The sequence below is a fragment of the Pseudomonas sp. IAC-BECa141 genome, from assembly GCF_020544405.1.
In the GTDB taxonomy this organism is placed as follows: domain Bacteria; phylum Pseudomonadota; class Gammaproteobacteria; order Pseudomonadales; family Pseudomonadaceae; genus Aquipseudomonas.
The window spans coordinates 3417875-3432156 of the sequence record NZ_CP065410.1 but is presented as its reverse complement, the minus strand read 5'-3'; the positions used below and the strand labels follow the sequence as shown (position 1 = coordinate 3432156).

General features: G+C 63.8%; 12 protein-coding genes. 8 read left to right on the top strand and 4 right to left on the bottom strand.

Annotated features, from left to right (window positions below; all coding sequences use genetic code 11):
• Positions 1 to 2 precede the first annotated feature (2 nt).
• Positions 3 to 1757, bottom strand: coding sequence for an amidohydrolase (locus I5961_RS15585; RefSeq protein ID WP_227232768.1), 1755 nt, complete (start codon positions 1755 to 1757; stop codon positions 3 to 5).
• A 103-nt stretch (positions 1758 to 1860) separates the two neighbouring features.
• Here I5961_RS15585 and I5961_RS15580 point away from each other — a divergent pair, with 103 nt between their 5' ends.
• From I5961_RS15580 to I5961_RS15545, 8 genes are all read left to right on the top strand, one after another.
• A complete protein-coding gene (locus I5961_RS15580; RefSeq protein WP_227232767.1) occupies positions 1861 to 2778 on the top strand; it encodes a LysR family transcriptional regulator in 918 nt (305 codons plus the stop codon).
• A gap of 202 nt (positions 2779 to 2980) precedes the next feature.
• Positions 2981 to 3598, top strand: a complete 618-nt coding sequence (lexA, locus tag I5961_RS15575) for a transcriptional repressor LexA (RefSeq protein ID WP_227232766.1) — start codon at positions 2981 to 2983, stop codon at positions 3596 to 3598.
• Positions 3598 to 4215: a translesion DNA synthesis-associated protein ImuA gene (gene imuA, locus I5961_RS15570; protein WP_227232765.1), complete on the top strand. Its 618-nt coding sequence runs from the start codon at positions 3598 to 3600 to the stop codon at positions 4213 to 4215. The genes lexA and imuA overlap by 1 nt, the downstream gene beginning before the upstream one ends.
• Positions 4216 to 4222: 7 nt before the next feature.
• Complete coding sequence (locus tag I5961_RS15565) at positions 4223 to 5638, top strand: Y-family DNA polymerase (protein ID WP_227232764.1); 1416 nt, start codon at positions 4223 to 4225, stop codon at positions 5636 to 5638.
• Entirely contained in the window at positions 5614 to 8712 is a 3099-nt protein-coding gene (locus I5961_RS15560; RefSeq protein ID WP_227232763.1) for an error-prone DNA polymerase, read from the top strand. Before I5961_RS15565 ends, I5961_RS15560 begins: the two co-directional genes overlap by 25 nt.
• Before the next feature lie 290 nt (positions 8713 to 9002).
• A complete protein-coding gene (locus I5961_RS15555; protein WP_176247708.1) occupies positions 9003 to 9689 on the top strand; it encodes a CsgG/HfaB family protein in 687 nt (228 codons plus the stop codon).
• Between the two features lie 29 nt (positions 9690 to 9718).
• Entirely contained in the window at positions 9719 to 10081 is a 363-nt protein-coding gene (locus tag I5961_RS15550; RefSeq protein ID WP_085695897.1) for a DUF4810 domain-containing protein, read from the top strand.
• Positions 10078 to 10737, top strand: coding sequence for a DUF799 domain-containing protein (locus I5961_RS15545; RefSeq protein WP_085695898.1), 660 nt, complete (start codon positions 10078 to 10080; stop codon positions 10735 to 10737). The genes I5961_RS15550 and I5961_RS15545 overlap by 4 nt, the downstream gene beginning before the upstream one ends.
• 187 nt (positions 10738 to 10924) lie before the next feature.
• Here the strand turns inward: I5961_RS15545 and I5961_RS15540 are convergent, their stop codons facing one another.
• Genes I5961_RS15540 through I5961_RS15530 form a run of 3 tightly spaced genes read right to left on the bottom strand, consistent with a single transcriptional unit; the run spans position 10925 to position 14276 of the window.
• Positions 10925 to 11584 carry a flavin reductase family protein gene (locus tag I5961_RS15540; RefSeq protein WP_085695899.1) on the bottom strand — a complete coding sequence of 220 codons (660 nt, stop codon included), beginning with the start codon at positions 11582 to 11584 and terminating at the stop codon, positions 10925 to 10927.
• 11 nt (positions 11585 to 11595) lie between these two features.
• Positions 11596 to 13083, bottom strand: a complete 1488-nt coding sequence (locus I5961_RS15535; protein ID WP_227232762.1) for an amidohydrolase family protein — start codon at positions 13081 to 13083, stop codon at positions 11596 to 11598.
• Positions 13080 to 14276, bottom strand: a complete 1197-nt coding sequence (locus I5961_RS15530) for an amidohydrolase family protein (RefSeq protein WP_227232761.1) — start codon at positions 14274 to 14276, stop codon at positions 13080 to 13082. Before I5961_RS15530 ends, I5961_RS15535 begins: the two co-directional genes overlap by 4 nt.
• Positions 14277 to 14282 lie beyond the last annotated feature (6 nt).

Sequence of the window (14282 nt, the reverse complement as noted above, 5' to 3'; positions counted from 1 at the left end):
TGTCATTGGGCGGCGGTATAGACCTGACGGCCGGCGAACCAGGTTTGCAGGACCTGGGTGTCATGCAGGGCTTTGTCATCGACGCTGAACACATCGCGATCAAGCACGATGAAATCGGCCTGTTTGCCGGGGCTCAGCGAGCCGATCTGTTGTTCCAGGCCGATGGTCCGCGCGGCGTTGGCGGTGTAGGCGTAGAACATGGTTTCGCGATCCAGGCGTTCGTCGGCGTTGAGCACGCCCAGCGGCCCGGTGCGGGTGATGGCCTGGGCCATGGCGTTCCACGGGTTTGGCGAGGACACCGGCCAGTCGCTGGCGCCGGCAATCGTCGCGCCCTGCTTGAGCAGCGAATGTGCCGGGTATTGATAGCGGAAGGCGAGGGCGCTGACGTAAGGCTTGATCATGTCGGTGGTGTAGTCGTCGGCGCTGGCCCAGAGCAGTTGCATCGAGGCGATCACGTTCAGCGGCTTGAAGCGGGCGAACTCCTTCGGGTTGACCATTTGCAGGTGGGTGATCGAGTGCGTCACGCCGCTCTGCCGGTCCTTGCGCGCCTGGGCGATGCCGTTCAGTGATTCGCGCACGGCACGGTCGCCGATGGCGTGGATGTGCACCAGCCAGCCGCGCTGGTCGATGGCGCTGACCAGTTCGCCGAAGTGCTGCGGATCGATCAGCAGTTCGCCCTGTTTGTGCGAGTTGCTGTAGGGATCGATCATCGCCGCGCTCTGGGCCGGGTATTCGATCACACCGTCAGCGAAGATCTTGATCCCCGGCAGCGTCAGGTTGGGGATGCCCTGGAACTGCCGACGAACCTTGTCGAGGGTGTCGAGATCGGCCGGGACGCTTTTCGAGTTGGCCACCAGCAGCGCGGCGACGTGGGCGGTCATGCCGCCGCTTTCCGACAGGGCTTTGTAGGCCGGCAATACGCCGACGGTTTTCTCGGTGGGCTTGAGGGCGAACACCGGCTCGCCCGGCGCGGCGTTGGCGGCGGGGTCCATCCACGCGGTGATGCCGAGGCTGTTGTTGAAGCGCACCGCCGATTGCGCAGCCTTGAGCAGGTCGGCCGGGCTCGGCGCCGGTATTTTCGAGGCGACGCGATCCCAGCCGGCATCGACCACAAAACCGTTCGGCTCACCGCTGGGCAGTTTGCCGATGGTGTCTTTTTCCGCGTCCGGCAGGGTTTTCAACAGCGCGGCGTCGATTCCCGCACGCTTGAGCATCACGTTGTTGGCCCATGCGGTGTGGTGATCGCTGCCGGTGAACACCACCGGCACGTCGGCCCATTCGCCATGGTTGAAGAGGTTGCCCAGCGCTTCAGCCCTGGCCCAGTACGCCGAACTCATGCCGGCCACACTCAATACGTCGCCATGCCGGGCCTTGCCGTCGTCACGCCAGTCGCGCAGGCGTTTTTCCAGTTCATCCAGACCGACCACTTCGTCTTCCATGTTGGCCGAGACCATTTCCAGTCCGCCGAAAATCGCGTGGGAGTGGCTGTCGATCAGGCCGGGCATCAGCGTCTGGCCTTTCAGGTCGATCACTTGGGTGCCGGGTTCGATCAAGGCCTTGATCTGCGCATCGCTGCCGACTTTCAACACTTTGCCGTTCTCCACGGCCAGCGCCTGAGCCTTCGGTTGAGCGCGGTCGGCGGTGAAAATCTTGCCATTGAGCAGCACCAGATCGGTCGCGGCCATGGCTTCCATCGAGGCAAAACTCACCGCGGCGATCAGCACGTTTTTTGCGAAATGCGGGATGAATCTTTTCATTGAACATTTCCGTGTTATTGCGTCTGATGGCCAGATTAGTGGCTGCCAACGCCCGACAGAACGCCTCCCTCACGAAAAACGTTTTTGCCTGAATGGAAAAAGCATGGACAAGCTGGGTGCACTGAAAATGTTCGTCGTCACCGCGCAGCTCGGCAGTTTCAGCCGCGCTGCCGAGCAACTGGGCAAGACTCCGTCGGCCCTGACCAAAGCGGTCAATCATCTGGAATCCGAGCTCGGCGCGCGGCTGTTCGAGCGCAGCACGCGGCGGATACTGCTGACTGAAATCGGCCGGCTCTATCTGGAAACCGCACGCCAGGTGCTGCAACGGCTGGACGAGGCCAGCGAGGAAATCGAGCAGTTGCAGCACGGCCTGCGCGGCAGCCTGAAAATCACTGCGCCGCTGGCTTACGGGCGGGCGTTTCTCGATCAGGTGTGCGACGGCTTTTTGCAGCAATACCCGCAGATCAGCCTGCAAGTGGATTTGTGCGATGAATTCGTCAATCTGCTGGAAAGCGGCTACGACCTGGCGCTGCGCGAAGGGCACGATGATTTGCCGGGGCTGATTGCCCGGGTGGTCGGCAGCAATCGGCTGGCGCTGTGTGGCAGCCCCGAATACCTGGCGCGCAAGGGTTTGCCGGTCACACCGCAGACCCTCGATCAGCATGAGTGGCTGCTGTATCGGCATCCGTTGCTCAGCCGCGAATTCTGGTGGGCCGAGCGCGACGGTCAGCGCCTGAGCCTGGCGCAGCCGGCGGCACCGTTGTTGCGCAGTGACAATTACGATTTGCTGCTGGCCAGCGCTCTCGCCGGACGCGGTTTGTTGCATACGCCGCTGTGGAGCGCCGCGCCGTATATCGCCGACGGGCGACTGGTGCGGGTCATGGCCGATTACGAGATCGACCCGGACAGTTTTGGCCCGCACATTCTGGCGGTGTACCCGAGCCATCGGCGGGCGACGGCCAAGGTTATGGCGTTTATCGACTACATCGCAGGGTTTCTCGCCAAACGCGGTTTGAGCTGACAGAGAGATCGTTCCCACGTCGAGGCGCCGAACCGTCCGCTTTGATCGTTCCCACGCTCTGCGTGGGAATGCCTCTAGGGACGCTCTGCGTCCAGTGACGCGGAGCGTCACGGGCTGCATTCCCACGCAGAGCGTGGGAACGATCATCAGTAGGTTTGAGCTGACTGGCGGTGCTTGTCAGGAAATTCCCACAAGAGTACAAATGTACTCCATGACAAATCTGACTCCCCGCCGTACCGCCATCCTGACCTTTATCCGCGAACGCATCGCCGAACACGGTCAGCCCCCAAGCCTCGCTGAAATCAGCGAGGCTTTTGGTTTTGCCTCCCGCAGCGTGGCGCGCAAGCATGTGCTGGCGCTCACCGAAGCCGGGTTTATCGAGGTCAATCCGCATCAGGCCCGGGGCATTCGCCTGCTCGGGCAGCCGGCGCGGCCGGAACTGCTCGAAGTCCCGGTACTCGGCCGGGTCGCTGCCGGTGCCCCCATCGGCGCCGATGCCGACCTGCACAATCGGCTGATGCTCGACCCCGCACTGTTCTCCCGCACGCCCGACTACATGCTGCGGGTGCAGGGCGATTCGATGATCGAGGACGGCATTCTCGACGGCGATCTGGTCGGCGTACGCCGCAACCCCGAGGCGCTCAACGGCCAGATCGTGGTGGCGCGACTCGACGGTGAAGTCACCATCAAACGCTTCGAGCGGATCGGCGATGAGGTTCGCCTGTTGCCGCGCAACCCGGCGTACCAGCCGATTGTGGTGCGGGCCAATCAGGACCTGGCCATCGAAGGGGTGTTCTGCGGTCTGGTGAGGCAAGGCTGATGGGTGCCGTCGTTGCGCTGGATACGCTGTTCAATGGCGGCCAGGTCTGGAAGGGCCGGCCTGCGCCACCCACCTCCAGCCCGCAACCCACCGGGCACGCGGCACTGGATGCGGCCTTGCCCAGTGGCGGCTGGCCGGAAGCGGCGCTGAGCGAAATCCTCCTGGCCGGGCCCGGCGTTGGCGAACTGCAACTGGTGTGGCCGACGTTGGCGCGGCTGTCGGCAGCGGGCGAACGCATCGTGCTGGTGGCGCCGCCGTTCGTGCCATACCCGCAGGCGTGGGCCAATGCCGGGGTCGATCTGCGCCAGTTGTCGGTGATCCAGGCCAGTGAACGCGATGCCTTGTGGGCGGCGGAACAATGCCTGCGCTCGGGCAGTTGCGGCGCGGTGCTGTGCTGGCCGCACAAGGCCGATGACCGCGCCTTGCGCCGTTTGCAGGTGGCGGCGGAAACCGGCCAGACCCTGGCGTTCGCGTGGCGCCCCTTGAGCGAAGCGGTCAACCCGTCGCCGGCCGCGCTGCGCATTGCCATCGATGCCCGCCCGGCGCAATTGCGCGTGCTCAAGTGCCGGGGCGGTCTGGCGCGCAGCGCACCGATCGCCTTCGCCGTGGGGCATTGAGGTCGCCATGCGCTGGGTTTGCATTCTGTTCCCGCAATTGGCCCTCGACGCCGTGCTGCGTCAGCGCCCCGATCCCGAACAACCCCTGGCGTTGCTCAGCGGCCCGGCCCAGCGCCGGGTGCTGCAAGCGGTCAACCCGGCGGCGCGGGCACTGGGCTTGCGTCCGGGGCAGTCGATGACCGCCGCGCAGGCCATGAGCAAAGGATTCGCCACCGTCGATTACGATTCGGCCGAGGTCGAGCACTGGCAGCAGTTTCTCGCCGCCTGGGCCTATCGTTTCAGCGCCCAGGTCAGCGTGCATTACCCGCGCACCGTGGTATTCGAGATCGAATCGAGCCTGGGGCTGTTCGGTTCCTGGGCGCAGTTCGAAGCACGGTTGCGCACGGAGCTGTCCGAGCTGGGCTTTCGTCACCGGATCGTCGCCGCGCCCAACCCGGTAGCGGCGCGAATACTGGCCAACGCCTACGACGGATTGGTGGTGCCCGACGGTGAAGCCTTGCGCCACCACCTCGGGCAATTGCCGGTCGACCGTATCGGGCTGGAACCGAGCGTGGCCACGGCGCTGTCGCGCATGGGCCTGCGCAACCTTCATCAGGTGCAGAACCTGCCGCGTCAGGCCCTGGCCCGGCGTTTCGAGGCGCCGATGCTCAAGCATCTGGACACGCTGTTCGGCGCACGGCCGCTGGCGCTGGCTTTCTATCTGCCGCCGGACCGTTTCGACGTGCGGATCGAACTCAATTTCGACGTGCAATCCCATCAGGCGCTGCTGTTTCCATTGCGCCGCCTGACGTCCGATCTGGCGGCGTTTTTGTGCGGGCGCGACAGCGGCGTGCAGCGCTTCGATCTGCATCTGGAACATGCGGGGCTGCCGGATACGCTGATCAAGGTCGGCCTGCTCAGCGCCGAGCGCGATCCGGCGATGCTCTTTGAACTGGCCCGTGGCCGACTGGAGCAGGTGCAGGTCGAAGCCCCGGTGCGCGGCTTTCGTCTGCGCGCCGAGGATCTGCCGAGTTTCGTGCCGCAGTTTCAGGAACTGTTCGACGACCGACCGCAGCAGACCTTGCCCTGGGAGCAACTGCGCGAACGCCTGCGCGCGCGGCTGGGGGATGAGGCGGTCCAGGGCCTGCGCTTTCAGGCCGATCACCGTCCGGAATGCGCGTGGCAGAACGCCGACGACAAACAGCGTTGCCCTGCATTGCCGGGCGTGCAGCGTCCGGGCTGGTTGTTGGGTGAGCTGCAGTCCGTGCCCGAAGGTTCGGCGCGCATTCTCATGGGCCCGGAACGGATCGAGTCCGGCTGGTGGGACGGTGATGACGTGCGCCGTGATTATTACCTGATCCAGAACCGCGCCGGCCAGCAAGGCTGGGCGTACCGGACAGTGGGTGAGGGCGGCCCGTTGTGGCTGCAAGGCTGGTTCGCGTGAATCAGGGTTATGCCGAGCTGCACTGCCTGTCGAACTTCAGTTTCCAGCGCGGTGCGTCCAGTGCGCTGGAGCTGTTTCAACGTGCAAAAAAACACGGCTATCAGGCGCTGGCGATCACTGATGAGTGCACGCTGGCCGGAATTGTCCGTGCCTGGCAGGCAGCGAAGTCGGTTGAGTTGCCGCTGATCATCGGCAGCGAAATCCGCATCGAGAACGGCCCGAAACTGGTGTTGCTGGTCGAGAACATCGAGGGTTATCAGGCGCTGTGCGGCTTGATCACTCAGGCCCGAAGGCGCATGCAGAAAGGCCAGTATCAAGTGCTGCGCGAGGACTTCAGCGAGCCATTGCCGGGATTGCGGGTGCTGTGGGTGCCGGATACGGTCGATGACGTGGAAGAGGGTCGCTGGCTGAAGCAGACTTTCGGTGAACGGCTGTGGCTGGCCGTGCAGTTGCATCGAGGGCAGAACGATCAGCAACGGCTGGCCGCACTGCTGAGTCTGGCGGATGAGTTGCAGATTCCAGCGGTGGCCAGTGGCGATGTGCACATGCACGCCCGTGGCCGGCGGGCCTTGCAGGACACCATGACTGCGATCCGCCACCACGTCCCGGTGGCCGAGGCCGGGTTGCGTCTGCATCCCAACGGCGAGCGGCATTTGCGCAGCCTCGATGTGTTGCGCGAGTTGTATCCGCAGACCTTGCTGGACGAATCGGTGAAACTGGCCCGGCGCTGCACGTTCGATTTGAGCCAATTGCGTTATCAGTATCCGAAAGAGCTGGTGCCCGATGGACACTCGGGTCGTTCCTGGCTGCGACAGTTGACTAAACAGGGCATCGCCTGGCGCTGGGAAAACGGCGCGCCCTTCAAGGTCCTGAGGCAGATCAACAAGGAACTGAAGCTGATCGCCGAACTCGGCTACGAAAGCTACTTCCTCACCGTGCACGATGTGGTGCGCTTCGCCCGCAAGCAGAAAATCCTTTGCCAGGGCCGGGGGTCGGCGGCCAACTCGGCGGTGTGTTTTGCCTTGGGCATCACCGAGATCGATCCGGATCGCACCACGCTGCTGTTCGAGCGTTTCATGTCGAGAGAGCGCAACGAGCCGCCGGACATCGACGTGGATTTCGAGCACGAACGCCGGGAAGAAGTCCTGCAATACGTGTTTCGTCGTTATGGTCGCCGTCGTGCGGCGCTGACGGCGGTGGTCAGCACTTACCACGCCAGCGGCGCGATCCGCGATGTGGCCAAGGCGCTGGGCTTGCCGCCGGACCAGATCAATGCGCTGGCCGACTGCTGCGGCCACTGGAGCGATGAAACACCGCCCGTGGAACGCTTGCGCGAAGGCGGTTTCGACCCCGAAAGTCCGCTGCTGCACCGGGTGCTGAGCCTGACCGGGCAACTGATCGGCTTCCCCCGACACCTGTCGCAGCACCCCGGTGGTTTCGTGATTTCCGAGCAACCGCTGGACACGCTGGTGCCGGTGGAAAACGCCGCCATGGCCGACCGCACGATCATTCAGTGGGACAAGGACGACCTCGATGCGGTCGGGCTGCTCAAGGTGGATATCCTCGCCCTTGGCATGCTCAGTGCGATTCGTCGCTGTTTCGATCTGCTGCGCCGTCATCGTCATAAGGATCTGAGCCTGGCGACCATCCCGGCTGACGACCGCCCGACCTACGACATGATCAGCCGCGCCGACACCATCGGCGTGTTCCAGATCGAGTCCCGGGCGCAGATGTCGATGCTGCCGCGTCTGCGGCCGCAAACTTTCTACGACCTGGTGATCGAAGTGGCCATTGTCCGGCCTGGGCCGATCCAGGGCGGGATGGTCCATCCGTATCTGCGCCGCCGGAACAAGGAAGAAGAGGAGACCTATCCGTCACCGGAGCTGGAAGTGGTGCTCAAACGCACCCTCGGCGTGCCGCTGTTTCAGGAACAGGTGATGCAGATCGCGATTGTCGCCGCCGATTACAGCCCCGGCGAGGCCGACCAGTTGCGCCGCTCCATGGCGGCGTGGAAACGCCACGGCGGGCTGGAACCGCACAAGGAACGGCTGGCCGCCGGCATGAAGAAAAACGGCTACAGCCCGGAATTCGCCGCGCAGATCTTCGAACAGATCAAGGGCTTCGGCAGTTACGGCTTTCCCGAGTCCCACGCCGCCAGTTTTGCCTTGCTGACCTATGCCAGCTGCTGGCTCAAGTGCCACGAACCGGCGGCGTTCGCCTGTGCGCTGATCAACAGCTGGCCGATGGGTTTCTACAGCCCGGATCAGATTCTTCAGGACGCGCGCCGGCATCATTTGCAGATCCGCCCGGTGGACGTGCGCGCCAGTGACTGGGATTGCAGTCTGGAGCCGATTGCCGGCGAGCAACCGGCGATTCGCATGGGGTTGCGCATGATCAAGGGCTTTCGCGAAGAGGATGCGCGGAACATTGAAAGCGCTCGGGCGAGGGGCGCGTTTGCCGATGTCGCCGATCTGGGCGAGCGCGCCGGGCTCGACAGTCGCGCTCAGGCGCTACTGGCGGATGCCGGCGCGCTGCGCGGCCTGGCCGGTCATCGCCATCGGGCACGATGGGAAGTGGCCGGGGTGCAGAAACAGCTTGGACTGTTTGCCGGGTTGCCGAGTCAGGAGGAGCCGGATGTGCTGCTGCCGACGCCGAGTGTCAGCGAAGACCTGTTCACCGATTACGCCACCCTCGGCACCACGCTGGGGCCGCACCCGTTGACGTTGTTGCGCGACGAGTTGCGGGCGCGGCGCTGCCGCAGCTCCCGGGAGTTGCTGGAGGTCGAGCATGGCCGGCCGGTCAGCGTGGCGGGGCTGGTGACCGGTCGCCAGAGGCCGGGCACCGCCAGTGGCGTGACGTTCGTGACCCTGGAGGACGAGTTCGGCAACGTCAACGTGGTGGTCTGGCGCGATCTGGCCGAGCGCCAGCGTCAGGTGCTGGTGGGCTCGCAATTGCTCAAGGTCGATGGCCGCTGGGAACGGGAAGGCGAGGTGCGGCATCTGATCGCCGGACGCTTGAGCGATCTCAGTCCGTTGCTCAACGGGATTCGGGTGCAAAGCCGCGATTTCCACTGACACGCCGTAGTGATCGTTCCCATGCCCTGCGTGGGAATGCCGCCATGGACGCTCCGCGTCCACTGTGACGCAGAGCGTCACGGTATGCATTCCCACGCGGACGGTTCGACGCCTCGACGTGGGAACGATCGGTAGCTGACGGCAGCTGATCGCTTCAAAAGCCAATTTGCTGACGTCAAAAAAACCTGTCCTCGCTGATGGCACTTTGGCATAATGCCGCCCCTTTCCCGATCCCCCACGACTTCGCCGTGCCGGGACACATCGATTTTCAGAAGGAATGCAAAGTGAGAATGATCTCCCGGATGTTGGTCTCGGGCATTGCGATTGCCGTCCTCGGCACTCTGGCCGGCTCGCTCGCCGGTTGCGCCACCGAAAGCTCCCGCGCACTGCCGGTGGCCAAGGTGGAAAGCGCCGCTCAGGCCTGGTCCGGCGTGCGGATCCCGATGGCCGTGGGCAAGTTCGACAACCGTTCGAGCTACATGCGCGGAATCTTCTCCGACGGCGTCGACCGTCTCGGCGGCCAGGCCAAGACCATCCTGATCACCCACTTGCAGCAGACCAACCGTTTCTCCGTGCTCGACCGCGACAACATGGGCGAAATCCAGCAGGAGGCGGCGATCAAGGGCCAGGCCCAGCGTCTGAAAGGCGCCGATTACGTCGTGACCGGTGACGTCACCGAGTTCGGCCGCAAAGAGACCGGCGATCATCAACTGTTCGGCATTCTCGGCCGTGGCAAGACCCAGGTTGCCTACGCCAAGGTCAACCTGAACATCGTCAACATCAGCACCTCCGAAGTGGTGTATTCGACCCAGGGCGCCGGCGAATACGCCTTGTCCAACCGCGAAATCATCGGCTTCGGCGGCACCGCTGCCTACGACTCCACCCTCAACGGCAAAGTCCTCGATCTGGCCATGCGCGAGGCGATCAATCGCCTGGTCGATGGCATGAACGCCGGCGCCTGGAAACCGGGCAACTGATAGACGCCCATCGCAAGGAGCAACACACCATGAATCTGTCCCTGTCCCGGTCGCTGATGGCCCTGGCTGCCGGCGCGCTGCTGGCTGGTTGCAGCAGCCCGCAAACCCTGTACCAGTGGGAAGGCTACCAGCCACAAGTCTACGAATACTTCAAAAGCGAAACGCCGAAAGAGGCCCAGGCCGAAGCGCTGGAAGCCGATCTGCAAAAGATCCGCGCCAGTGGCAAGCCGGTACCGCCGGGTTACCACGCACACCTTGGTCTGCTGTACCTGAGCATGGGCAAGGACGATCAGATGGTGCAGCAATTGCGCACCGAGAAGACCCTGTTCCCCGAGTCCGGCACGTACATGGACTTTCTGCTTAAAAACGCCAAGACCGGAGATGCGCAATGATCTCGCGTGCCTTGAAAGGGCTGGCCGCAGGCCTGGCGCTGACCGTTCTGGGTGGCTGCGTTGCACCTAAAACCGTGGACTACTCGGCGTACAAGCAAGCGCGGCCGAAATCCATTCTGGTACTGCCGCCGCTGAACACCTCGCCGGACGTCAAGGCGTCCTACAGCCTGTTGTCGCAAGTGACTTTTCCGCTGGCCGAGGCCGGTTACTACGTGCTGCCGATCACGTTGGTCGACGAGACGTTCCGCCAGAACGGCCTGACTACGCCGGATGACATCCATGCGGCACCGGCCAACAAGCTGCAGGAAATCTTCGGTGCCGACGCGGCGCTGTACATCACCGTCAGCGAGTACGGCACGCGTTACATGGTGATCAGCAGCGAAACTGCCGTCACCGCGAGCGCCAAGCTGGTGGACCTGAAAACCGGCGTCACCCTGTGGACCGGTGCGGCCCGGGCGTCGAGCGAAGAGGGCGGCAACAACAGCGGTGGCGGCCTGATCGGCGCGCTGATCACCGCGGCGGTGAAGCAGATCATCAACAGCTCCACCGATGCCGGCTACCCGATTGCCGGTGTGGCCAGCAATCGACTGCTGTCGGCCGGACATCCGGCGGGCCTGCTGTACGGGCCACGGTCGCCGAAGTACGGCACTGATTGATCGACCTGTTTCGCACTGATCGTTCCCACGCTCTGCGGCTGCTCGGGATCGTTCCCACGCTCTGCGTGGGAATGCCGCCATGGACGCTCCGCGTCCACTGTGACGCAGAGCGTCACGGTATGCATTCCCACGCGGACGGTTCGACGCCTCGACGTGGGAACGATCAGCACCTCGGTGGGCCGCTGTTTTATCTGGCAGGCCAAAACCGCTCGCCACCTCCCGGCGCTTCCGTCCACGCTTGCAACGAGCGGGTCGGCAAATCGAAGTAATCCCGGGTCCGCGCATAACCATGGCCGCCCATGCGTCCGATCGCATCCAGCCCCAATTGATCGATGTACAGGGTTTTCGGGTCGATCAACTCGTCGCGCACATGCGCCATCAACACCTCGCCAAAAATGATCTCCCGCGACTGGCCGATGTTCAGCGCCATCATCCGCCGACATTCCAGCGCCACCGGTGCTTCGCCGATTCGCGGGCATTTGACCGAGGTGCCGGGAATTGCCGTCAGGCCCGCTGCGGTCAACTCATCGAAACCCGGCGCGAACGGCACGGCACAGACGTTCATGGCTTCCACCAATGCGTCGCTGACGATGTTGACAGTGAATTCCTGATTCATCTGGATATTGCGCGTGGTGTCCTTTGGGCTCTGGTCGCCATAGTTCTCCACGCCGAGCGCGAGTATGGGCGGATCCGCCGACAGCGCATTGAAGAAGCTGAACGGCGCCGCATTGACCCGGCCTTCGCCGTCGATGGTGGTGACCAGTGCAATCGGGCGCGGCACCACGCTGCCGATCAGAATCTTGTACTTTTCCCGTGGGCTCAGTTGGCTGAAATCGAAGCTGTGCATGGCAGTGTTCTCTAAAGAAGTGGATCGATGGCGCTCAACGGCGCTTCGGCGCTGTAGTCGTCGGCGAACGGAATGGCCGGCTGGAACAGGGTTTTCCAGTCCGGTCGGCCAAAGGCCCGGTCGCTGTGGCTGCGCATCAGTTTTTCGTATTGGCGTTGGGCCTGACGTTGCAGCGTGGGGTAGTCGACGCCGTTGACCTGACCGTCGTGCATCACGCAGCGACCGTCGATGAAACTGGCGATGCAGTCGTCGCCGCGTCCGGCCAGCAGCAGGTTTTTCAGTGGATCGAATAACGGGCCCAGGTGCAGTCCGCGCAGGTTGAACACGGTGATATCCGCCTTGGCGCCGGGTGCCAGGCGACCGAGGTCATCACGGCCCAAGGCCTTGGCACCGCCGAGGGTGGCGGCGTTGTACAGATCGAGGCTGCTGGTCAGCGTGGGCCCGCCTTCCATCAACCGGGCGATGTTCAGTCCGTGGCGCATGTTTGCCAGCAAATCCGCTGGCCAGGTGTCGGTGCCAAGGGCGAAGTTGATGCCCTTGGCGCGATAACGGCCGAACGAGTTCAGTGCCTCGCCGTCACGGGCGAACACCAGCGGGCAGTGCACCAGACTCGCGCCGCCGTCGATGACCCGTTGCAGATCGTCATCGCCCGAGGTGTAGATGCCGTGGGGTAACAGACTGCGCGGAGTGAGCAGGTCGAGTTGCTGCAACCAGCCCAGCGGCGTGGTGCCGCGCAACTGTTCGACCATCGCCACTTCGCCAGGCGCCTGACAACAATGCAGACGCATCGGTGCATTCAGCTCGCAGCTCAATGCAGACGTACGTTGCAGCAGTGCCGGGGTGCAGGTCTGGATGCGATCCGGCAGCAACGCACCGCGAATCAACCCCGCATGCGCGCCATCGAAATCCTTGAAGAACCGTTCGGCCGCGTCCAGCCCGGCCAGCCCCCGGGCCTCATCCCAGTGGTGGGCGAGGCTGCCGTCGGCACGCCAGTAACTCATGCCGCTCATGTAGCAGGGGCCGAGGTACGTGCGCAGCCCCAGTTCGCCCGCCACGTCGGCGACAGCGGCAAACTCGTCGTAGGTCTCCGCCCATTCGCGGTAGTACATCGAGGTGATTGGCATCGCTGTGGTGATGCCGTTGCGGATCAACTGGGTAAAGGCGTAGCGGTATTTGAAGACTTCTTCTTCCAGGCTGAACGACTCACGCGGGCCGCTCGCCAGGTACTCCGCCGACCACATGCGGCCCATCGCGCGTTCGTCGCCGTTGTCCAGGGTCAGTACCGTGGAATCGAGATCGCCGAGGGCATCCAGATCAATGAAACCGGGCCCGATCAGCGCATTGCCGTAATCGATCCACTGATCCAACGGCTCTTGATAACCGCGCCCGACAAATTCGATGCGCGAGCCGGCAAATACCACTTCGCCGTCACGCCACAGCACATGCTGCGTGCCGTCGAAACCGACCACGCAAGCGGCCTTGAGGCCGATCCGTTTCACAGACGGCTGCCCAGCAAGCGACCGCCGCTGGCGATCAGTTCGCCGCCGCGATAGACCTGACGCACCGGCCGCGCGACGACAGCCTCGCCAAGTGTTTCGACCGGCATCAGCAGAAAGTCCGCAGGCTTGCCGATGGCGAAGCCGTAACCCTCGATCCCCAATGCGCGCGCTCCGTTCACCGTTGCCGCGTCGAATGCCGCCGCCAGTTCATCGTCCTTGCCCAGGTCGAAACGGAACGCCAGCAACATCGCTCGTTCGAGCATGTCGCCATTGCCCATCGGCGACCACGCATCGCGGATGCCGTCGGAGCCGAGGCACACGTTGACACCGGTTTCACGCAGCGCCAGAAACGGCGGCACCGCGCAATCGGCCGGCGCCGAACTCATCAGCGAAATCCCCAGCGCCGCGAGGCGTTCGGCAACGGGTTTGACCTGACTCCAAGGCAACATGCCCAGGCAATAGGCATGGCTGATCATCACCCGGTTCTGCAGGTTGAAGCGCTCGGTGTAATCGGCGATCCGGGCGATCTGCCACAGGCCCAGTTCGCCTTTGTCGTGCAGGTGAATGTCGACGCCACGCTGAAAGTCGCGGGCCAGGTTGAACACGAAATCCAGTTGCGCAATCGGGTCGTTGTCGATGCCGCAGGGGTCGAGTCCGCCGACGTTTTCCACGCCCAGGGCCATGGCTTCGCGCATCAGTTCCGCGGTGCCGGGGCGGCTGATCAGGCCGGTTTGCGGGAAGACCACCAGTTGCAGGTCGATCAGGTCGTTGTAGGTTTCGCGCAGTTGTTGCATGGCCTCGACGTGACGCAGGCCGAATTCCGGGTCGATGTCGACGTGGCAACGCATCGTCAGCGAACCCCGGGCGATGCAGTTTTCCAACAGCGCACCGGCCCGTTCGGCAATCGGCGCTTTCACTTCGCGCAACACGCGGCGTTCGTTGCTGATGTAATCCTTGAGCGTCGGGCCCGCGCTGTTCGGGCGCCAGGGCTGGCCATACAGGGTCTTGTCGAGGTGGACGTGGCTTTCCACCAGCGGGGCGGTCAGGAGCTGGTTCTGGCCGTCGATGTCGGTGGCAGCCAATGGAGCATTGGAGGCCGGGCGGCGCTGGGTGAACTTGCCGTTTTCGATCAGCAGGTCTTCGGCGGGGGCGCCGTAGGGGCGGATGTTTCTGAGCCAGCGGGGATGGGACATTGCATA

What these genes read in the sequence shown, in the direction of transcription:
- imuA (WP_227232765.1), top strand. Translation starts at nt 3,598, where the DNA reads ATGGGTGCCGTCGTTGCGCTGGATACGCTGTTCAATGGCGGCCAGGTC.
- I5961_RS15580 (WP_227232767.1), top strand. Translation starts at nt 1,861, where the DNA reads ATGGACAAGCTGGGTGCACTGAAAATGTTCGTCGTCACCGCGCAGCTC.
- I5961_RS15565 (WP_227232764.1), top strand. Translation starts at nt 4,223, where the DNA reads ATGCGCTGGGTTTGCATTCTGTTCCCGCAATTGGCCCTCGACGCCGTG.
- I5961_RS15530 (WP_227232761.1), bottom strand. Translation starts at nt 14,276, where the DNA reads ATGTCCCATCCCCGCTGGCTCAGAAACATCCGCCCCTACGGCGCCCCC.
- lexA (WP_227232766.1), top strand. Translation starts at nt 2,981, where the DNA reads ATGTACTCCATGACAAATCTGACTCCCCGCCGTACCGCCATCCTGACC.
- I5961_RS15585 (WP_227232768.1), bottom strand. Translation starts at nt 1,757, where the DNA reads ATGAAAAGATTCATCCCGCATTTCGCAAAAAACGTGCTGATCGCCGCG.
- I5961_RS15550 (WP_085695897.1), top strand. Translation starts at nt 9,719, where the DNA reads ATGAATCTGTCCCTGTCCCGGTCGCTGATGGCCCTGGCTGCCGGCGCG.
- I5961_RS15540 (WP_085695899.1), bottom strand. Translation starts at nt 11,584, where the DNA reads ATGCACAGCTTCGATTTCAGCCAACTGAGCCCACGGGAAAAGTACAAG.
- I5961_RS15555 (WP_176247708.1), top strand. Translation starts at nt 9,003, where the DNA reads ATGATCTCCCGGATGTTGGTCTCGGGCATTGCGATTGCCGTCCTCGGC.
- I5961_RS15545 (WP_085695898.1), top strand. Translation starts at nt 10,078, where the DNA reads ATGATCTCGCGTGCCTTGAAAGGGCTGGCCGCAGGCCTGGCGCTGACC.